A 19,574-nucleotide genomic window follows, 5' to 3' on the forward strand; every position below is an offset into this window, starting at 1 on the left:
CAGGGAGCTCAAAGCTTAGTTGTAGACGCGGGCACGCACCTTTTCGAGGCGCTCCAGGATGGCATCAAGCCGGTCCGGCTTGACCATGAATTCCTGGAAGGCTTCCATGCCGGCCTTCGCCATTTCCGCATTGGCGTCGCGGTCGTAGAACTGCGCCAGGGCATAGGCGTTGGAGAGCATGTCAAAACCCTGCTGCAGGAAGACGTCCTCGGGCTTCTGGGCCTGGTTGTTGACCGGCAGCTGGCCGAGTGTCGCATTCATCTTTGCCTGGGCCTCTGGCGATGCAACGAAGGCCAGGAACTTCTTGGCATCATCCTTGTTCTTGGCGCCCGACGCGATGTGGAAGGTGTCGGTCGGCGCATCTTCTGCCATCGGTATACCGGGGGTGATTTCCGGGAACTGCATGAAGCCGATCTGGTCTTCGGTCAGACCACCGTCCTTCATCGTGGCGACGGCAAAGTTGCCCATAAGATACATGGCGGCCTTGCCCTGAACCATCTGCGGAATGGCATCCTGCCAGTCGATGGCCGCATGGCTCTCAAGGAAATAGCCGGCATTCACCAGTTCACCCCACTTTTCGAAAGTCGCACGAACGCGAGGATCGGTGTAGGGAACCTTGCCAGCCGTCAGCTCCATGTGGAACTCATAGCCATTGACGCGCAGGTTCAGGTAATCGAACCAGCCGCCCGTCGGCCACAGCGCCTTGGTGCCGATGGTGATCGGGGTGATACCGGCGGCCTTGAGCTTCTCGCAGGCCGCCAGGAATTCGGCCCAGGTCTTCGGCGGCTCGATGCCCTGCTCGGCGAAGATGTCCTTGCGGTAGTAGATGCCCCACTGGTAGTAGGTATAGGGAACGCCCCACTTCTTGCCATCGATCGTCATGGCAGACGCTGCGGACTTTAGCTGTTCATTGAGCCCATTGGCATCCCAGACGTCGGTGACATCTTCGAACAGGCCAGCCGTGACGAATGGCTCCATGCGATTTCCGGCAAACCAGGCCACAACATCAGGCGCATCGGCAGTCAGGAAGTTGCGAATGGCGGACTTGTAGCCCTCATGGTCGAAGTTGTTCCACTTCACGGTAATACCCGGATGGGCGGCCTGGAAATCCGCGATCAGATCTTCCATGGCCTTCTTCGGCGCAGGGTCGGAATGGTTTGAATTTAGAACGATCTCACCGGCGAAGGCGGTGGTCGAGAACAGGGCAGCACCGAGAGCAAGCCCAGTCAGGCTTTTGAAAAAGGTCATGTTTTCCTCCCTATGACCGTTATGCAAGCGCATTTCATTGGGAGCCAGGTGGCAGACCGGATCCCGCCGGTCGGCAGTCCCCAAGGGCTCGGCTTGATCATCTGATTCAATTCCGTAATAATCTACCGCCTTCTCATAGAACTTCTCCGGGATCCTAAGCTTTGGACCAATTCAGTACAATCATGCGTGATGAGTCTGTGCCGGTTCACCCCGACAGTGACCCACGACACCCACTCGTCGTGTTTGGCGACCACCGTTTTTGTGCAGGAGAGGCGCTTGCCGTGCAGCGTATGGCTGGTCCGCATATGCATAGCCAGATCGAACTGAACTTTGTTCTCGAAGGCGATATGACCTATTGGTTTGACGGGCGCGAACTGACAATCGGCGCAGGCCGCCTTTCCCTCTTCTGGGGCATGATCCCCCACCAGGTCATTGACAGGCGGGAGGGTACGCGCTTTGTCTGCCTTTATGTACCGATGTCGGTCTTTCTCGGTCTGGCAAGCCTCAGCCGCTTTCGCGATGCCGTCTTTCGGGGGGCCATGATCGAGGCGCTCGAAGTACGCCCCTATGATCGGGACATCTTCCTACGCTGGCGCGAAGAGCTTCTATCCGGAGACGTTGGTCTTGTCGAAATCGTCCGAAATGAACTGACCGCACGTGTCCTGAGAATCGAGCGGGATGGCTGGCGGGACCTCCGGGAAGAAGGCTCGGCGATCGCCAGTCTCGGCGCGAGTGATAGCGAACGTGTCGAGCATGTAGAACGAATGCTGCGATATATTGCAGAACACGCACTCGAAGATATTTCAGCCGAAGATGTCGGGCGCGACGCGGGCCTGCACCCCAATTATGCCATGGGAATATTCAAGAGAGCTGTCGGCCACACAATCAATCAGGCAATCATCCGTCATCGACTCGACACGGCCCAGTCACTGCTCATCTCAACCGATTTGCCGATCACCGATGTTGCCTTTGAAAGCGGTTTTGGCTCGGTCTCCCGCTTCTACGAAGCATTTGCCCACAGGTTCGTCGAAAAACCGACGACGTTTCGCAAGCGCATGCGCTCCAAGAGCATCATGCCGGCATGACGAACCGGTTAGAGCATTTCCAGCCGAAGCGTGATCGCTTCGGCGTCGGACAATGCGTTAAAAAACAAAAACATAGAGCATTGAAGGTGATCCCGAGATCACCTTCAATGCTCTAGTGCAACCTGTCGAGAGGCAGGACTTCAACCGCGATCAAGATCAACGCAGCAAGGAAAAGCGTTTCTGCGACCAGCAGGCCGATGGCACGGCGACCGACCTGCATGACCTTGGGCAGTGAGGTCTTGACCCCGACTGCTGCAATCGCAGCCAGCAATGCCCAGCGGGAGACACCGCCAGCAAATTCCGTGACCACGTCCGGTAAATTGACGGATGAGTTGAGAGCCGCAAGCGCGAGGAAAACGACGACGAAGAGAGGGATGATCGGCGGGCGTTTTGTCCCGGAAGGCAGCGAGCGCCGATAGGCAAGCGCAATAACGAGGACTACGGGAGCCAGCAGGGTCACTCGGATCAGCTTGACCAGGACCGCCATTTCACCGGTAGGTTCGGAAACGGAAAAGCCTGCACCAACCACCTGCGCCACGTCATGGATCGTGGCACCCAGGAAAAGACCCGTCACGGCCTCATTCAAACCAAGCGCGGCAGCGATAACCGGATAGAGGATCATCGCCAGTGTTGACAGCATGGTGACACCGAAAACGGCAAACACCATGTCACGTTCTGCCTCTTCCTTGTTGCGTCGAGGCAGGACGGCCGCGATCGCCATGGCGGCCGATGCACCACAAATGGCAACAGCGCCACCAGTCAGAACTCCGAACTGTGTCTTCTGGCCGGCCATACGCGCTGCGACCATGCCGAAAGTGATTGTCAGAACCACCGCCCCGACAAGCACGGCAAGAACCGAAAAACCGAGATCGGCAAACATGTCGAAACTGATACGCAGACCGAGAAGCGCGATCCCGAGCCGCAGCAGAACCCGCGCGGCAAATTCCAGGCCGATCAGGGTCCGTGGATCCTCGGCGAGGAAATGAAGTGCCAGACCGATCAGGATGGCCAGCAGCATTGCAGGAGCACCGTAATGCTCTGACAGGAAAGCCGACGCCAGTGCGATCAAGGCGGCAATGGCAAGGCCCGGAAACCTCAGTTTCCAGTAGGCGGGAGACATGGCAGAGGCCTGTTCCGGCACGGCATCGGGTGCGACCGGATGATCGGATGACATGGGTAAACCTGATGTAATTCTTGGATTTCGCAAATTGCACGCATACCGGCATGACCATCGGTAGCGCGAGATTGGAACCGGACGCGCCTGATATCCGGCGCGTCCGTATTTTTCGTATTAGTTCAAGTCTGCCGCACGCTCGGCATCAACCTTTGCCTGTGCCTCGGCAACCGCCGCCTGGAACTGATCGAACACCTCTGCGCCACCGGTGACGTTCGTCTTGAACCAGTCAAACACCGGTGCAACTGCGGCCTGGAAAGCTGCCTTCTCTTCGGCTGTCGGAACATAGATTTCGCCACCGGCCTTCAGAAAGTCCTGATAGGCAGCGATTTCCTTGCGCTTCGGCGAAGCAAAGGTTGCCTGCTGGAGCGCGGCAAAACCGTCGACAACGATCTGCTTCTGCTCGGGCGAAAGGCTCTGGAAGCGGTCATTCGACATCCACCAGAAGGCGCCCATATAGCTGTGACCGTCGAGCGTCAGGTACTTCAGGCCAGCATCCGGAAACTTCATCGACATGATGTCGGTGATACCGTTTGCGGTTCCTTCGACAACACCGGTCTGCAGCGAGGTGAAGAGTTCCGGCCACGGGATCGGCGTCGGAGCAGCACCAACGGCGGTCGCAACCTGCTGCGGCAGGTCGGCAGGCACGGTGCGCATCTTCAGGCCCTTGAGATCGTCAGGGCTCTTCACAGTCCGTTGGGTATTGGCATAGTTGCGCCAGCCACCGGTGTTGCCGATCGTCATCAGGCGGATCTTGTTGTCGCTGTCAGCCAGAGCCCTTTCACGAAGCTGACGGGTGAAGTTGCCAGTCAACACGGTTTCGGCCACCCGGTCATCGCTCATCAGATAGGGCAGGTCCAGCACCTGGATGTAGGGGAAAAGACCTGCGGCCCCGCCAGACGTCGAGATATAGATGTCGATCGAGCCGTCGGCCACACCCTGAAGGCATTCCTCGCCGGTGGCGCAGAGCTGCGTTCCGATGAACAGTTCGACAGCGATGGCACCGTTCGAAGCGTTCTCGACATAGTTCTTGAAGACAACGAGGCCATCATAGTCCTCGTCATTCTCGTTGGAATTGGCTGTGGCGCGCAGCGTGATGTCTGCCGCCTGCGCAATGCTCGCAACGCTTAACGCGCTGGCGACCAGTAGCGTAGTCATCAGTGATTTCAGCATGTCAGTCCTCCCGGTTTTTGGTTGGGTTAGTCAATGAAGCCCGCAAGACGCGGGACAGTCAATGTGATGGCGGGGAAATAGGTGATCAGGAAGATCACGGCGATTTCCACCGCAAGGAACGGCAGCGTCGCCCGCGCAATCGTCTCGACCTTGAGGCCGGAGACGGACGAGGACACAAAGAGCACAAGCCCCATCGGCGGCGTCAACAGACCAACGGTCAGGTTGACCGCCATGATGATGGCAAAGTGGACCGGATCTACCCCCAGTTCGAGGAAGATCGGCCCGAGGATCGGTCCCAGAATGATGATGGCCGGTCCCGCGTCGAGGAACATGCCCACGACAAAGAGCAGGATGTTTATCAGGAACAGCAGAATGAGCGGGTTTTCGCTCAGGCTGAGGATCAGGTCTGCGAGCATTTCCGGTGTATGAGAGAGGCTGGCGACCGTCTTGAAAGCCATGGCGGCACCGACCAGAAGCAGGACCACCGCCGATGTCATGCTGGCTCTTGCCAGGATGTCGGGGATTTCGCCGACACGCATCGAACGAAGGACAAAAAGGCCGATAAACAGCGCATAGCCAACCGCGATTGCCGACGCCTCGGTAGGCGTGAAGATCCCGCCGAGAATGCCGCCCATGATGATGACCGGGGTCATCAGCGGCCAGAAGGCCTTGAGACTTGCCTGGCCCCTCTGACCCCAACTCGCACGCTTCGTGGCAAGCGGAAGGTTCTCCTTGTCGGCAAGCAACCAGACGACGCCCATGAGGCTCACACCGATAAGGACACCCGGAACGATGCCCGCCAGAAACAGGGCAGCGACACTTTCACCCATGACATAGGCATAGATGATCATGATGCCGGATGGCGGGATGATCGGACCGATGATTGACGAGGCTGCAGTCACGGCGGCGGCAAAACGCCGGGTGTAGCCCTGCTTTTCCATGGCCGGGATCAGCATCGACCCGAGCGCCGACACATCCGCCACAGCGGAACCGGAAAGGCCGGCAAACAGCATGGAAGACAGGATGTTGACATGGGCAAGACCACCCCGCAGATGTCCGATCATCGCTTGGGCGAATTCGACCAGCCGAAGGGTAATTCCAGCCCGGTTCATCAATTCGCCGGCCAGCATGAAGAACGGGATTGCCATCAGCGGGAAGCTGTCCATGCCATTGTAGACATTCCGGTAGAGCAGGACGATGTCCCGTTCCTGACCGTTCCACCACAACAGGATGGCGGGTGCTGCGATCAGTCCGAATACGATCGGCAGGCCAAGAAGCAGGAAGACGAGAAACAGCGGCAGGAAAAGGCTCAGCATCATTCGGCTCCCAGACCGCGCGACATGGAAACGGGTTGAAGACGGTCTTTTTGGCCAAGAATGCCGACCACGGCGCGCAGGATAAGCTCGATGCTCACGACGAACATCAGCGTCACGCCCACGGCAAGCGAAGACATCATCCAGCCTCGTGGCACCTTCATCCAGGTGCTGAGGTCAAGCGAGGTCGGAACGGCAATTGCCGACATGGCAAAGCGCCCACCAAGGCCATTCACCTCGTTCCAGCCAATGCGCATGCCGAAATAGAGAAGCGTGGCCGTAAGAAGCAGGAACGTAAGATTGACGAGTGCCGCCAGCAGACGCGGCATCAGGTCGAGGATCATGTCGATCGCGACAAACCCACCTTGGCGAAAGGCGGTCGGCACCATCAAACCCGTCATCCAGAGCATCAGAAAGCGCGCGCCCTCTTCGCTCCACGGCAGCGCCTGACCGATCACGTAGCGGAAAAAGACCTGTATGAGGATGAAGACCAGCATCACCCCAAGGCATGCTGCCCCGAGCCAGACCCCAACCAGCAGCACGGCTGCGTTGATCCGCCCAATCAGGTTGGTCAGCCCAGTCAATAGGTTCATACTCTCCGCCCATTCCGCGTCGTCGGTTCCAGGCTGACAATTGAGCAAAATGCCACGACAGCAAAAAGACAAAGTCTTTGAGGCTTTTGTCGACATGCGCGAAATCTTTGCGCCTGCCGAAGCCACATCATGACCAGTGCCTCTCAATTCTCCTCCCGGAGTGCGGGCAAGCACTCCGACGACGACCTCCCATTTTCAGCCCTGATGGGCAAAACGCCCGAAACGACCTCCGGAAAAGCACAGGGGTTCTCCCTCCCGATGTGCCACCCGCAAAACCCGACCGATGATGATCGTGTGATCACCTGCGTCATGCAACTGCGCCTTGACGCATTCAAACCGCGCAAGCGTGCCGGCAAGAACAGGCACGCCTTCTGCATTCAGCGCCCAGACCAATCCCTCAAACCCGGCCCCGCCCCGCGTGAAAGCTGTACTCAGTCCATCCTGATCTGCGCCCAGGACGTGGATTGCGAAATGCTCGGCCTGCGAGAAGGCTCCATGCTTGGAGGAGCTTTTCGCGGGAGACCAGAGCACCAGCGGTGGATCGAGCGAGACCGAAGCGAAGCTGTTGACGGTCATGCCGATCGCACCCTGATCGGCCATCGCCGTGACCACGGTGACACCTGTGGTAAAGCTGCCAAGCGCATTGCGGAACGCCCGATGATTGGACGCTTCCGGAACAAATACCTGCTCCGCTGGCATCGAAAGCTTGCTCCCCGCCATCATCACGCCACCTCTCGTCCGATGGCCAGTGTGTAAAGTTCAAACCAGGTCTGCCGGTCCATCTCGACCTTTACGGCATCTGCAAACGTGGCAATGCGCGACAATGAATTGGTGCCCATGACCGGGAGGATCGTTGCCGGGTGCCGCAAGAGCCAGGCAACCGCAACCGCTGTCTCGTCAACCCCCTGCTCATTGCCAATACGTTTCAACGCTGCCAGCAGATCTGGTTTGGAACCGTTAAACAGGGCACCTCCGCCCAAGGGCGACCATGCCATGGGAGCGATTACGCGTTCCTGCAGAAAGGCCAGGTCGCCATTGGTAAAGGCATCGGTCGCCAGAAGGCTCATCTCGATCTGGTTGGTAACCAGCTCATTTTCCATGGATGACTGCAGCAGCGAAAAATCCCACGGCCTGAAATTGGATACACCAACAGCGCTCACCTTGCCCGAAGCGATCAGCCCGTCCAAAGCCGGTCCCGTCTCGTCCGGATCCATCAGCGGGTCTGGACGATGGATCAGCAACAGGTCGACATGATCAGTCCCCATGTCACGCAGCGAAGCCTCGACCGAGGCCGTGATGTGGGCAGCAGTCGTGTCATAATACTTCACCCGCGCTGCCGAGTGCCGACCAACGGGCGCCACGATATCGCATTTGGTGACGATCTCGAGCTTGTCGCGCAGGCCGGGAGCGGCCTTCAGAGCAGCCCCGAGAATGGCTTCAGCCGTATAGCCGCCATAAATGTCGGCCTGGTCCATGGTGGTAATGCCCTGCGCAAGGCAGGATTCGATCTTGGCCTGAACATGTTTCGGCGAGGTATCGGCATCATCGCCAATCCGCCACATCCCGTAGACGATGCGGCTGAAACTCAGTTCAGGGGTAAGATTGACGCGCTCCATCAGCGGCGAACTCCATTTCCAAGGGGTGTGGCAGGCGTTTCGGAGGGAACGCGACCATAGGCGTGGGGAAGCGATACGGTCTTCAGTTCGGGAAGCACTTTGGTGCCGAAATGCACTGCCTCGTCGATATGCGGGTAGCCGGACAGGATAAAGGCGCGGATACCCATTTTGCGGTAGGATTCAAGCTCGGTGAGGATCTGATCCGTTGAGCCGACAAGCGCCGCGCCGCAGCCGGAGCGCGCGCGACCGATCCCTGTCCATAGATGCGGCTCGATATAGCCGAACTGGTCGGCAAGTTCGCGGGCGCGGGCCTGATGGGCGACACCCAGCGAGATCGAATCGTGAGCCCGATCGCGGATCAGCTTGCCGTATTCATCATCCAGCTTTGAGACGATGTAGTCGGCATATTCACGGGCTTCTTTCTCGGTATCGCGAACGATCATGTGAACGCGCAAACCGTAATCGAGCGTGCGCCCATGAGCCTCAGCCCGGGCATGAACTGCTTTCATACGCTCCGCCAGTTGATCCTTTGTTTCCGGCCACATCAGATAGACATCGCATTGCGCGCCGCAAAGCTCGAGCGCATCGGGAGAATAGCCGCCGAAATAAAGAAGGGGGCCACCATTCTGCTGATAAGGCTTCGCCGGATCGGTGGATACGCCCTTGAATTGATAGACTTCGCCGTCGTGGTCGATTGTCTCGCGTGTCCAGGCCTGCCGCAGGATCTGCACGACTTCATGGCTGCGGCGATAGCGGAAGGCGCTGTCAGCCACTTCACCCGGAAAATCGGAGCTTATGACATTCAGCGTCAACCGCCCCTTCAGCATGTGATCGAGCGTTGCCACGGTGCGTGCCAGCATGATTGGCTGCATCTCGCCGCATCGGATGGCTGCCAGCATGTTGATCTTCGACGTGATCGGCGCACAGCCGGCAAGGAAGCTCAGCGTATCCTGCCCAACCTGGTAGGAAGACGGGCACAGGATATTGCGAAAGCCGAGCTGTTCGGCCTTCTGGACGATGTCCGAGCAATGCTCGAAGCTCGATCGAAGAGCGCCATCCGGAACACCGAGAAACTGATAATCGTCAGAGCACAATGCTGCGAACCACGAAACCTCCGCACCGTCCAGATCGGCAGATGTAACGGGTACCACAGTCATCGGAAGTCTCCTCCAGTCCCTCAACTTTCCTCTTGCCTAACATTCGAATTGATGTAGATCAATAGTGTATCAATTTTTTCTTGCCGCGTCATTCCTGCCACAGGAACCGCCCGGATCATCGATGAGCCAGAGCCCCGGAAGTCTTCCCATCTATGTCCAGATCACAGAGCTTCTCGTCCGCGATATCGCGGCCGGGCGGCTGATTGACGGTGAAAAACTGCCGCCTGAGCGGGACATGGCCGAAGAACTGGGGATTGCCGTCGGCACCTTGCGCAAGGCTCTGGCAGAATTGCAGAATCGCGGCCTGCTCGAACGCGTTCAAGGCTCTGGAAATTATGTCCGGGCCATCTCCGATCCAAAGAGCGTCTATGCCATGTTTCGGCTTGAACTGCTGAATGGCGGCGGTCTTCCGACAGCGGAAATCCTCAGCATCGATCGCCTGCCCAAACCGACGGAGCTTCCGGCCTTCGGGTCGAGTGAATTCGCCCATCGCATCCGACGTATCAGGCGCCTTTCAGGCAAACCCGCAGCCCTGGAAGAGATCTGGCTCGACGGAAGCTATGTCGAGACCATCGATCCCGAAGAGGTCTCAGAATCTCTTTATCTTTATTACCGCACCAGGCTCTCGCTCTGGATTGCAAGGGCCGAAGACCAGATCGGCCTCGACCATGTGCCGGACTGGGCACCTGCCATCTTCAATCAACCGATCGGGGCTCCGGTCACGCATATTCAACGGATCAGCCTGGATCAGGAAGGCACACGCGCCGAAGTGTCCCGGACATGGCTTGATCATTCGATAGCGCGCTATGTGTCGCGCCTCAAATAGGGAAGAGAAATCGTGGCGAAACTGAATTATGGGATCATCGGCTGCGGCATGATGGGACAGGAACACCTGCGCAATATCGCGCTCCTGCCGGATGTGGCGGTCGCAGCGATCTTCGAACCGGATGCCGGCATGCGCGCGCTCGCTGCCGAAGCTGTACCATCGGCAAAGATGGTCGATTCGGTCGAGGATGTGCTGGCGGTTGCGGAAGTGAACTGCCTGCTGATCGCCAGCCCCAACTATCTGCATCTGCAGCAGTTGGAAACGATCGCCAGGATCCGCCCGCTTCCCGTCCTCGTGGAGAAACCGCTCTTCACGGCACCGGAAGACGCCCCTCGTCTGGCCGCTCTTCGCGCTGCCTACCCGGCCCCTATCTGGGTTGCGATGGAATATCGCTACATGCCACCCGTCGCCCGCATGATCGAAGAGGCCGCTGAGGCAACAGGCGGCATTCGGATGCTGACCATCCGTGAACACCGCTTCCCCTTTCTCGAAAAGGTGGGCGACTGGAACCGGCTGAACCGCAACACCGGCGGCACTCTGGTTGAAAAATGCTGTCACTTCTTCGATCTGATGCGCCACATCCTGAAGTCGGACCCGGTGCGGATCATGGCTTCCGGCGGCCAGTCCGTAAACCATCTGGATGAGGTCTACGGCGGAGAGAAATCAGACATCTGGGACAACGCCTATGTGATCGTCGATTTCGCTTCAGGCGCACGCGCGATGCTGGAACTCTGCATGTTTGCCGAGGGAGCGCGTTACCAGGAAGAAATCTCAGCCGTCGGACCCAAGGGCAAGATCGAATGCCTGGTGCCTGGTCCCGGCCGTTTCTGGCCGGAGCATCTGGGCGAGCCACCCGTGGCACAGGTGATCGTCTCTCCGCGCGACCCGAAAGGCCCGCGCGTGGTCGAGATTCCTGTTGATCCGACACTCCTGGCAGCAGGCGACCACAATGGCTCCACCTTCTACCAGCACCAGCGCTTCGTTCGCGCGGCACGCGGCGAGGGTGAGGTGGAAGTCGCAGTCAAGGACGGCTGGTGGGCAGTCGCCATGGGTCTGGCAGCCCAGCAATCGGCCCTCACAGGTCAGGTCGTGGACATGACCACGCAAACCTATGCACCTGGCGCACAGAACTGAGGATCAGGCACCCGCTGCGATCTGCTCCAGCCTCGGCATGACAATGCCGGGGCACCAGCGAAGGAACGCTGCAATACGCCGCTCGATCTTTTCACGGTGGTTGCCGGCAATATCCTTGAGCGCATGATCGAGGAACGGGTTTTCGAACCTCGCCATGGTTTGCTCGAGATAACTCACCGCCGCTTGCTCCATCCCATGCAATGCAAAGCCCGGGATGACCTCTTCGCGATAAAGCTGCAACAGCATATCTCTGACCGGAGCCGACGCCAGCATCTCTCGCACCGTCTCGTCGATCCGCCGCGCCTCCTTCAGCCAATGATCCGCCAGAACCGTGTGGCCAAGGTTCAGGATATGCAGCTTCAGTTTTTCATGAGGTGTCAGATCCTCAACGAGATGGATAGAGGGATGCCGACAGGGCATCGTGAGCCCGGTCCGGTTCTCGATGACCCAAAGCGCGTAGGGTTCAGCGATCGCCCCCGCAGGCTCCAGGGGAGCGGAGACGATCCGGTCGACCAGCGTATTGGCAAAGATCACCGATGTCGAAAGCCAGGCGTCGAAGCCCTCGTCCGGAACGAAACGCCGGGACAGATCATGAATCAAGGCCTTCAGCTTATCCCCGTTGCGTGACAGAAGCTCGCAAGGCAGCACCGTCAGCGGTTTGCCCCCGTTTCGGTAGCGCAAGGCAAGAAGCTTGAGCAGTTTCATCGGAAAAGACTTAGGCACACCCGACAGCGCATCTCCCGGTGAGACGACATAACCGGAGTCGCCTGTGTTGGAGACAATGACCTCCGCCTCCTCGACAAAGACCCGGGCGACATCGTCCCATTGGGTTGCTGTCGACAGTGCTCGCGTGACACTCTTTACCCGCAACTCCCGGTCAATTACGCGGCCTTCTTCGAGCCCCCGAATACACACCGGAAAACCATGACGGTCCGCAAGGGCAGCAATCCGCCTCGCTCGCTGCGGATCTCCACTTGTCTGCACAACTGTAATCGGTCCGAGTGCATCCCCTTTTGCCAGAGCCTCGCTCACGAAAAGATCGACATGCGCCTGCAGGAATCGGCTGGTTCCGAACTGAAGGATTGGTGTCTTCATACCATTAAACCGGATCCTGGATGGACTGAAGAAGCGTCTCCCGGGCCGATTTCAGATGCTGGCGGCACGCTTTTTCTACGGCTGACGGATCGCGGGAGAAGAGAGCATGAATATAGTTGAGATGCTCTTCGAGCGCCCTCTGGTTGCGCGCCCGGGCATTCGTCTTGTTCCATTGATAGTGATAGTGAAAGACGATCGCGATGATGTCGTAGAAATCGATGATGAAGCGATTGCTCGACGCCTTCTGGATCAGCAGGTGGAAGCGCTCATCGAGCTCGGAGAATTCCGTGTAGCGGTTGTCGATATCGGCCAGCAGCGCATGATGCTCGGCCTCCACGTCTTTCAGATCACCCCAGGCCGGGTGATCGGCGGCAAGATGAACAAAGCTCGCCGCCGACCGCAACTCGAACATCTCGCGCACTTCTGTCAGTTCAAGGGCAAATTCGCGGGTGAAACCCTTCAGGACCCAATGACTGTTTGGCCGCTTTTCAATCAGACCGAAACGGCTGAACCGGATCAGGAACTCCCGCACTGATGTCGTTCCGATCCCGATGTCGCGTGCAAGTTCCAGCTCGTTGATCTGCATGCCCGGCTGTGCGCCGCCAGCAAGTATCCGTCGCATGAAACTGCGCTCGATGATGTCGGATAGCGAACTTGTTTCCTCGCTTGGAAAATAGTCCTCCTGCACCGGACGCCGAAGAACCGTCTTCTCTCGCTTGTCCCAGGCAATCAGCCCGGTTTCGCCCAGCCGCCCGAGAACGGCTCTCACAGTCGTACGGCTGACCCCCAGGCGCGAACAAAGCTCCGGCTCAGATGGCAGACTATCCGCTTCCTGGATGACGTCCAGCATACGGTTGAAGGCATCTTTGAAGACGGTGTTTTGTTTGGCCATGATCAGTTCAACCGCACAAGAGCGATGGTCCCACAGAGTGAAGGCTTGAGCTTTAAGCGTTCAGGATGCGACTTGCAAACCGGCTTGCGACCGACATCACCGACACCTTTTCACGTCCGCAGCTCTCACCGGGAAACCAGCCCCGGGCTTCCGGCTTCATAATAGCCATTGACGAAAATCTGTCTATTGTCGATAAAAGACAAAAAGCAGAGCGACGAAACACGTCGCAAGGGAGAAACATCCGGTGAATCAAGCGGCCTGTATCCTGTTGTCGCCAGAAGACAATGTTGCCGTCACGACCATCGCCCTGGAGGCGGGATCTGTCCTGCCGGGCGGCGCAATTGCGGCAGTCAGTGTCGACCCTGGTCACAAGATCGCGGTGCGCCCCGTCGCAAAGGGCGAACCGGTCGTGAAATATGCGCAGGCTATCGGCCGCGCGACAACTGACATTGCCGCAGGCGATCATGTTCACTCCCATAATCTGGCCTTTGATCAGGACCGCCTTTCGGTCAGCGGCATCGCCAATCCGGAACAGGCGACGGACGCAGACAAGGCCCGTACCTTCATGGGCTATCGCCGAACCGATGGTCGGGCCGCCACCCGCAATTATATCGGCATCATCGCCAGCGTGAACTGTTCCACCACCGTCTGTCGCGCCATTGCCGACGCAGCCAACCGGACAATCCTGCCCCATTACGAGGGTATCGATGGTTTCGTGCCGATCGTTCACGATCAGGGTTGCGGCATGAGTTCCACCGGCGACGGGATGCGTACGCTCCATCGAACGATAGCCGGTTACACGAGACACGTGAACTTCGGCGGCGTGCTGATGGTCGGCCTCGGCTGCGAGGTCAATCAACTGACGCTTTACGGGCAAAGCGGTGCTGGCGCTTCCAAGCGGCATTTCAACATCCAAGATGCCGGCGGCTCCCGCCGCGCTGTCGAAAACGCACTTTCGATCCTCAAGGAGATTGCCGCCGAAGTCGGCACGATGCGCCGCGAGCCGATTCCTGTCAGCGAAATCATCGTCGGCCTGCAATGTGGCGGCTCTGACGGTCTGTCGGGCATCACTGCAAACCCCGCTTTGGGCGTCGCCGTGGACCTGCTTGCCGGCGTCGGCGGCACGGCTATCCTGTCGGAAACCTCCGAGATCTACGGCGCCGAGCACCTGTTGCGCAGCCGCGCCATCAATGAGGATGTAGCAACCAGGCTTGACGGGTTGATCTCCTGGTGGGAGGCCTATGTTGCCCAGCACGGCGCTTCCCTCGACAACAACCCCTCGCCCGGCAACAAGAAGGGCGGGTTGACGACAATTCTGGAGAAGTCGCTGGGTGCCGTGGCCAAAGGTGGACGCTCTCCACTGACTGCCGTCTATAACTACGCAGAACGCGTGACCGAGCACGGCCTCGTTTTCATGGATACGCCAGGCTACGATCCCGTCTCGGCGACGGGTCAGGTTGCCGGTGGGGCCAATGTCATCGCGTTTACCACCGGTCGGGGCTCATGCTTTGGCTCGCGCCCCGTCCCCTCGATCAAGCTCACCAGCAACACCGCTCTCTACCGATCCATGGAGGAAGACATGGACATCGATTGCGGCGTGATCGCTTCCGGCGATGCGAGTGTCTCGGAGATGGGACGCGCCATCTTCGACCTGATCATCGAAACGGCGTCCGGGCAGAAAACGAAGAGCGAATTGTTCGGATATGGCGACAATGAATTTGTGCCCTGGCATCTCGGGGCAACCCTTTAAAGGGCATGGCAACAGGATTTGACGGGATGAAAACGAGACGCATCGGGAAAACCGACCTCGAAGTGACCGAATACAGCTTCGGGACCGCACCGCTGGGTGGCATGTATCGCGCCTGCCCGCGCGACATCGCCATGGCAACGCTGCAGTCGGCCTGGGACCACGGCATCCGCTATTTCGACACAGCACCGCATTACGGTTTTGGTCTGGCCGAGCGCTATGTCGGCGATTTCCTGCGCGACAAGCCTGAGGGAAGCTACGTGCTCTCCACCAAGGTTGGTCGGCTTCTGAAGCCTGTCCCGAAGGATCAGATTCCGAAGCTCGGCTTCGTCGACCCCCTCTCCTTCAAGCTGGTCTATGACTACAGCTATGACGGCATCATGCGCTCGGTCGACTTCAGCTATGCGCGCCTTGGCCTCAATCGCATCGAAATGCTCTTTGTCCACGACATTGGCGTCTATACCCACGGACGGGAGGCAAATGACCGCTATGTCAGGCAGTTGCGCGACGGCGGCTACAGGGCGCTTGAGGAACTGAAGTCATCAGGGGCGATCAAGGCATTCGGTCTTGGCGTCAATGAAGTTCCAGCCTGTCTGGAGATGATGGCGGACATCGATATCGATGTCATCCTTTTGGCCGGACGTTATTCCCTGCTCGATCGCTCGGCCGTAGACGAACTGCTGCCGCTCTGCGAAAAGCGCGGCACCTCCATCACTGTCGGCGGTGTCTTCAATTCCGGGATCCTTGCAACAGGACCGGTCCCGGGGTCCCATTTCGACTATACACCGGCCAGCGAGGAGGTCTTGAACAAGGTGCGGTCCATGGAGGCTCTAGCAAGCGAGATGGGCAAGCCACTGGCCCAGATTGCTCTGCAGTTCCCGCTCCATCATCCCACCGTCGCCTCGGTGATCATCGGGACCGCCAGACCCGAAAGCCTGAACCGAAACATGGCGCTGACAAAGGAGGAATTGCCGGACACTGCATTTGCCCCCTTTGACCCCTTCACCCTGGTTGCACCTCCGCTCGGCGACGCGCCCGTTCGAGAATAGGGAGAAGACGCATGTTGAAGGGCATTCATCCACTGCTCGGGCCGGATCTGCTCCATGCGATTGCATCCATGGGCCACGGGGATGAAATCGTCATTGCGGACGGCAACTTTCCAGCCAGTACGCTGGGTCCGCCGGTCATCAGAGCCGACGGCCTGGGTGCCGTCGCGATACTGGAAGCGATCCTGCACCACATGCCGCTCGATCAGTTTGTCGATGAGACCGCCTGGACCATGCAGGTTGTCGGCGATCCGGAGGCTGTCCCGGAAATATGCAATGAATTTTCCGGTGTGATCCGGAGACTGGCGGGAGACTTCCATCTGGCTTCGCTGGAGCGCTTCGCCTTCTACGAGCGGGCGGCACAGGCGGCCTACATCGTTGCGACGACGGAGCTTCGGATCTACGGCAACATCATCCTGAAGAAGGGGGTTGTGTACCCACACGAAATCCACGGACAGGCGTCTTCCACGCCTTCGGCAGCCTGAGACAGGAGAGGAGATACCTGCATTAGGAAATGACGATAATCAGGTGACGGAGGGCACTTGAGTCGCTTGCATAAGCGGATTGTCTAGGCTAGCCTGCCTCGAAATGTTTTTTATCGATAAAGGTCAAGACGGTTGCGTTCTGCGGCTTGACCTCGAACCGGAGGAACAGGGCGCATTGTGAGGAGAACCCAAATGTCACTGTTGAAGAGCATGCTTTCTCGTCGTGCATTCGTCGGCGTCGCCGGTGCGGCGCTGATGACAACCATGATGCCGGTCGCTTCATCGGCTCAGGACGTCACGATCCCCATCATCGTCAAGGACACCACATCCTTCTACTGGCAGATCGTTCTGGCCGGCGCCCGTCAGGCGGGCAAGGATCTCGGCGTCAACGTGCCGGAGCTGGGTGCCCAGTCCGAATCCGATATCAATGGCCAGATCACCATCCTGGAAAACGCCGTGGCAGGAGGTCCGGCTGCCGTTGTCATCTCACCCACCGAATTCAAGGCTTTGGGCGCTCCGATCGATGAAGCCGCAAAATCCGTCCCGATCATCGGTATCGACTCTGGCGCAGATTCGCAGGCCTTCACCTCCTTCTTGACAACCGACAACGTCCAGGGCGGACGCATCGCTGCTGACGGTCTGGCAGCGGCCATCGAAGCCGCCACCGGCAAAGTCGAGGGTGAAATCGCAATCATTACCAGCCTGCCGGGTGTCGGTTCGCTTGACCAGCGCCGCGAGGGCTTCCTTGACCAGATCAAGACAAAGTATCCGGGCCTGACAGTCGTTGCAGACCGCTTTGCCGATGGCCAGGCAACCACCGGTCTCAACATGATGACCGACCTGATCACGGCGAACCCGAACCTTGTCGGGGTTTTCGCCTCCAATCTGATCATGGCACAAGGCGTCGGTCAGGCGATTGCCGAAAACAAGCTTGGCGACAAGATCAAGGTCATCGGCTTTGACTCGGATGAAAAGACGGTCGGATTCCTCAAGGAAGGCGTCCTTGCTGGCCTCGTTGTGCAGGACCCCTATCGCATGGGTTATGATGGCGTGAAGACGGCTCTTGCCGTCTCGAAGGGCGAGAAGGTCGAAACCTTTGTCGATACGGGTGCCAATCTCGTCACCCAGGCCAACATGGCAGATCCCAAGATCGACGCCCTCTTGAACCCCAAGGTCAACTGATTGCACCACCATGCGCGCGGCGTTGCCGTCGCGCGCATGCCGATCGCTCGCAAGCCGATGGGGAGCGGCCTGCAAGCCATCGCTTTTGCCTGATCGCGTTTGATCAAGATGCACATGAAGGCAAAAACTTTGAATGGGAAACGACACCATGCATGAGGGATGAGCTGTAGGTTCATTCTGAATGTTTTCTGTCGCGGGAGGATCTTATGGCCGGACTTCAGGAGTTGAGCCACAGGCATGATGCGGATCCGCATCTGCGCGAGGCGGAACAGATAAAGCCGGGAGACCCGATCCTTGAGCTTGTCGACCTCCGGAAGAAATATGGCGGCGTCGAGGCTCTGAAACCGGCCAGCATCACCTTCCTCGCCGGAGAAATTCACGCCATCGTGGGGGAGAACGGTGCCGGCAAATCCACCCTTATCAAGCTTCTGACCGGAGTAATCCCCCGTACCTCCGGCGAGATCCGCTGGTGCGGTCGCCCGGTACCTCTCGCAACACCGACGGAGGCGATTTCTCGCGGCATCAACGCCGTCCATCAGGAAGTCGTGCTCTGTGCGGAGCTTACGGTGGCCGCCAACATGTTTCTCGGCGACGAACTTCAACGCTACGGCCTGATGCGTCGGCGTGCCATGGCAGAGGCCGCCCAGAATGTCCTGGACGACCTGGGCTTCAACATTCCGGCGACGGAACGACTTGGCAATCTGACCATCGGCCAGCAGCAGCTCGTCGCGACCGCCAGGGCCGCCATGCGCGGCATCCGCTTTCTCATCTTCGATGAACCGACCGCCTATCTCACCCGCCAGGAATCCGCACAGCTCTTCCGGCTTATCCGGAGGCTGCAGGCGGACGGCATCACGATTGTCTATATCAGCCATCGCATGGAAGAAGTTTTCGAGCTGGCAGATCGCGTCTCGGTCTTGCGGGACGGAACCCATGTCGGGACGCGCAAAATCGCCGAAACCGACGAGGCGGAGCTCATTTCGCTGATGATCAATCGTTCGATCGATCAGATCTATCACAAGGAAAAGGTCGCCCTCGGGGACGTGATCCTCGAAACCAGGAGCCTGTCAGGCCCCGGTTTCCAGGATGTGTCCCTCAGCGTGCGCGCCGGCGAAATCGTCGGCCTTTATGGACTGATCGGTGCCGGGCGCAGCGAGTTCGCGCTCGGCGTCTACGGACGCCAGAAATGCACCGGTGGCGAGGTCTTCTGGGACGGTCGAAAGGTTGTGATCGACACCGAGAGAAAGGCGATGGATATCGGCATCGCGCTTGCCCCGGAAAGCCGGCGCGATCAGGGTCTCTGCCTGAACCTTCCGATTGGCTTGAACATCAACTTGCCCGTCTTTGATCGTTTAAGCCGCGGTCTCACCATTAGTCGCGGCCTCGAAACGGCCAATGCAGATCGTCAGATCGACGATCTCAAGATCAAGACGCCGACCCGTGCCGTCCTGGCTTCCGCCATGTCAGGCGGCAACCAGCAAAAGATCGTCATTGGCAAATGGCTGAGCCATGGCGCGCGTGTCTTTATCTTTGACGAGCCTACCGTTGGCGTCGATGTCGGTACCAAGGCAGAGATTTATCGCCTGTTTGGAGAACTTCTCAAACAGGGCGCCGGGATCATCCTGATTTCATCTTATCTGCCGGAGGTCTACGAACTGGCTGACCGGCTGCATGTCTTCCGCCAGGGACGACTGGTCGCAAGTTACGGGCACCATGAAGCAACACACGAAGACGTACTGACTCAGGCCATCGGCTTATAGAAAGCACGGCAATTGCTAGGGCGCAAGCAGGCGGGAAGACGAGGGCGC

Annotated in this window: 18 protein-coding genes; 8 read left to right on the top strand and 10 right to left on the bottom strand. The window is 58.6% G+C overall.

What is annotated here, in order from left to right; translation table 11 throughout:
* Positions 1 to 15: 15 nt before the first annotated feature.
* On the bottom strand, positions 16 to 1,248 hold the full coding sequence (locus tag FE840_RS03720; RefSeq protein WP_138287091.1) for an ABC transporter substrate-binding protein: 1,233 nt from the start codon (positions 1,246 to 1,248) through the stop codon (positions 16 to 18).
* 182 nt (positions 1,249 to 1,430) lie between these two features.
* Between FE840_RS03720 and FE840_RS03725 the strand changes: the two genes are divergently transcribed.
* Positions 1,431 to 2,333: a helix-turn-helix domain-containing protein gene (locus tag FE840_RS03725; RefSeq protein WP_138287090.1), complete on the top strand. Its 903-nt coding sequence runs from the start codon at positions 1,431 to 1,433 to the stop codon at positions 2,331 to 2,333.
* 112 nt (positions 2,334 to 2,445) lie between these two features.
* Here the strand turns inward: FE840_RS03725 and FE840_RS03730 are convergent, their stop codons facing one another.
* The 7 genes from FE840_RS03730 to FE840_RS03760 form a co-directional block, all read right to left on the bottom strand.
* A complete protein-coding gene (locus tag FE840_RS03730) occupies positions 2,446 to 3,507 on the bottom strand; it encodes a YeiH family protein (RefSeq protein ID WP_210271779.1) in 1,062 nt (353 codons plus the stop codon).
* Positions 3,508 to 3,624: 117 nt separating this feature from the next.
* Positions 3,625 to 4,680, bottom strand: a complete 1,056-nt coding sequence (locus FE840_RS03735) for a TRAP transporter substrate-binding protein (protein WP_138287089.1) — start codon at positions 4,678 to 4,680, stop codon at positions 3,625 to 3,627.
* Positions 4,681 to 4,706: 26 nt separating this feature from the next.
* Entirely contained in the window at positions 4,707 to 5,996 is a 1,290-nt protein-coding gene (locus FE840_RS03740; protein ID WP_138287088.1) for a TRAP transporter large permease, read from the bottom strand.
* Positions 5,996 to 6,586 (bottom strand): TRAP transporter small permease, encoded by a 591-nt coding sequence (locus FE840_RS03745; RefSeq protein ID WP_138287087.1) that lies wholly within the window; start codon positions 6,584 to 6,586, stop codon positions 5,996 to 5,998. Before FE840_RS03745 ends, FE840_RS03740 begins: the two co-directional genes overlap by 1 nt.
* Positions 6,587 to 6,781: 195 nt before the next feature.
* Positions 6,782 to 7,309, bottom strand: a complete 528-nt coding sequence (gene smoA, locus FE840_RS03750; RefSeq protein WP_138287086.1) for an NADH-dependent FMN reductase SmoA — start codon at positions 7,307 to 7,309, stop codon at positions 6,782 to 6,784.
* Entirely contained in the window at positions 7,309 to 8,202 is an 894-nt protein-coding gene (locus FE840_RS03755; protein WP_138287085.1) for an aldo/keto reductase, read from the bottom strand. Before FE840_RS03755 ends, smoA begins: the two co-directional genes overlap by 1 nt.
* A complete protein-coding gene (locus tag FE840_RS03760; protein WP_138287083.1) occupies positions 8,202 to 9,359 on the bottom strand; it encodes an LLM class flavin-dependent oxidoreductase in 1,158 nt (385 codons plus the stop codon). Before FE840_RS03760 ends, FE840_RS03755 begins: the two co-directional genes overlap by 1 nt.
* 121 nt (positions 9,360 to 9,480) lie before the next feature.
* Between FE840_RS03760 and FE840_RS03765 the strand changes: the two genes are divergently transcribed.
* On the top strand, positions 9,481 to 10,185 hold the full coding sequence (locus tag FE840_RS03765; RefSeq protein WP_138287081.1) for a GntR family transcriptional regulator: 705 nt from the start codon (positions 9,481 to 9,483) through the stop codon (positions 10,183 to 10,185).
* Between the two features lie 48 nt (positions 10,186 to 10,233).
* A complete protein-coding gene (locus FE840_RS03770) occupies positions 10,234 to 11,319 on the top strand; it encodes a Gfo/Idh/MocA family protein (protein ID WP_246318881.1) in 1,086 nt (361 codons plus the stop codon).
* Positions 11,320 to 11,322: 3 nt separating this feature from the next.
* Here the strand turns inward: FE840_RS03770 and FE840_RS03775 are convergent, their stop codons facing one another.
* Positions 11,323 to 12,414: a mannitol dehydrogenase family protein gene (locus tag FE840_RS03775; protein WP_138287071.1), complete on the bottom strand. Its 1,092-nt coding sequence runs from the start codon at positions 12,412 to 12,414 to the stop codon at positions 11,323 to 11,325.
* A 4-nt stretch (positions 12,415 to 12,418) separates the two neighbouring features.
* Positions 12,419 to 13,306 (bottom strand): GntR family transcriptional regulator, encoded by an 888-nt coding sequence (locus FE840_RS03780; protein WP_138287070.1) that lies wholly within the window; start codon positions 13,304 to 13,306, stop codon positions 12,419 to 12,421.
* A gap of 244 nt (positions 13,307 to 13,550) precedes the next feature.
* Here FE840_RS03780 and FE840_RS03785 point away from each other — a divergent pair, with 244 nt between their 5' ends.
* The 5 genes from FE840_RS03785 to FE840_RS03805 all read left to right on the top strand — a co-directional run bounded on the left by FE840_RS03785 (position 13,551) and on the right by FE840_RS03805 (position 19,526).
* Positions 13,551 to 15,056: a UxaA family hydrolase gene (locus tag FE840_RS03785; RefSeq protein WP_138287069.1), complete on the top strand. Its 1,506-nt coding sequence runs from the start codon at positions 13,551 to 13,553 to the stop codon at positions 15,054 to 15,056.
* Positions 15,057 to 15,082: 26 nt separating this feature from the next.
* The gene (locus FE840_RS03790; protein WP_138287068.1) at positions 15,083 to 16,102 is read left to right on the top strand and encodes an aldo/keto reductase; all 1,020 of its coding nucleotides are present in this window, start codon (positions 15,083 to 15,085) and stop codon (positions 16,100 to 16,102) included.
* 11 nt (positions 16,103 to 16,113) lie between these two features.
* Positions 16,114 to 16,584, top strand: coding sequence for an RbsD/FucU family protein (locus FE840_RS03795; RefSeq protein ID WP_138287067.1), 471 nt, complete (start codon positions 16,114 to 16,116; stop codon positions 16,582 to 16,584).
* Positions 16,585 to 16,776: 192 nt separating this feature from the next.
* Positions 16,777 to 17,766 carry an ABC transporter substrate-binding protein gene (locus FE840_RS03800; protein ID WP_138287066.1) on the top strand — a complete coding sequence of 330 codons (990 nt, stop codon included), beginning with the start codon at positions 16,777 to 16,779 and terminating at the stop codon, positions 17,764 to 17,766.
* A gap of 206 nt (positions 17,767 to 17,972) precedes the next feature.
* Entirely contained in the window at positions 17,973 to 19,526 is a 1,554-nt protein-coding gene (locus tag FE840_RS03805; protein ID WP_138287064.1) for a sugar ABC transporter ATP-binding protein, read from the top strand.
* Positions 19,527 to 19,574: the final 48 nt, after the last annotated feature.

This window comes from Peteryoungia desertarenae, assembly GCF_005860795.2.
Lineage (GTDB): Bacteria > Pseudomonadota > Alphaproteobacteria > Rhizobiales > Rhizobiaceae > Allorhizobium > Allorhizobium desertarenae.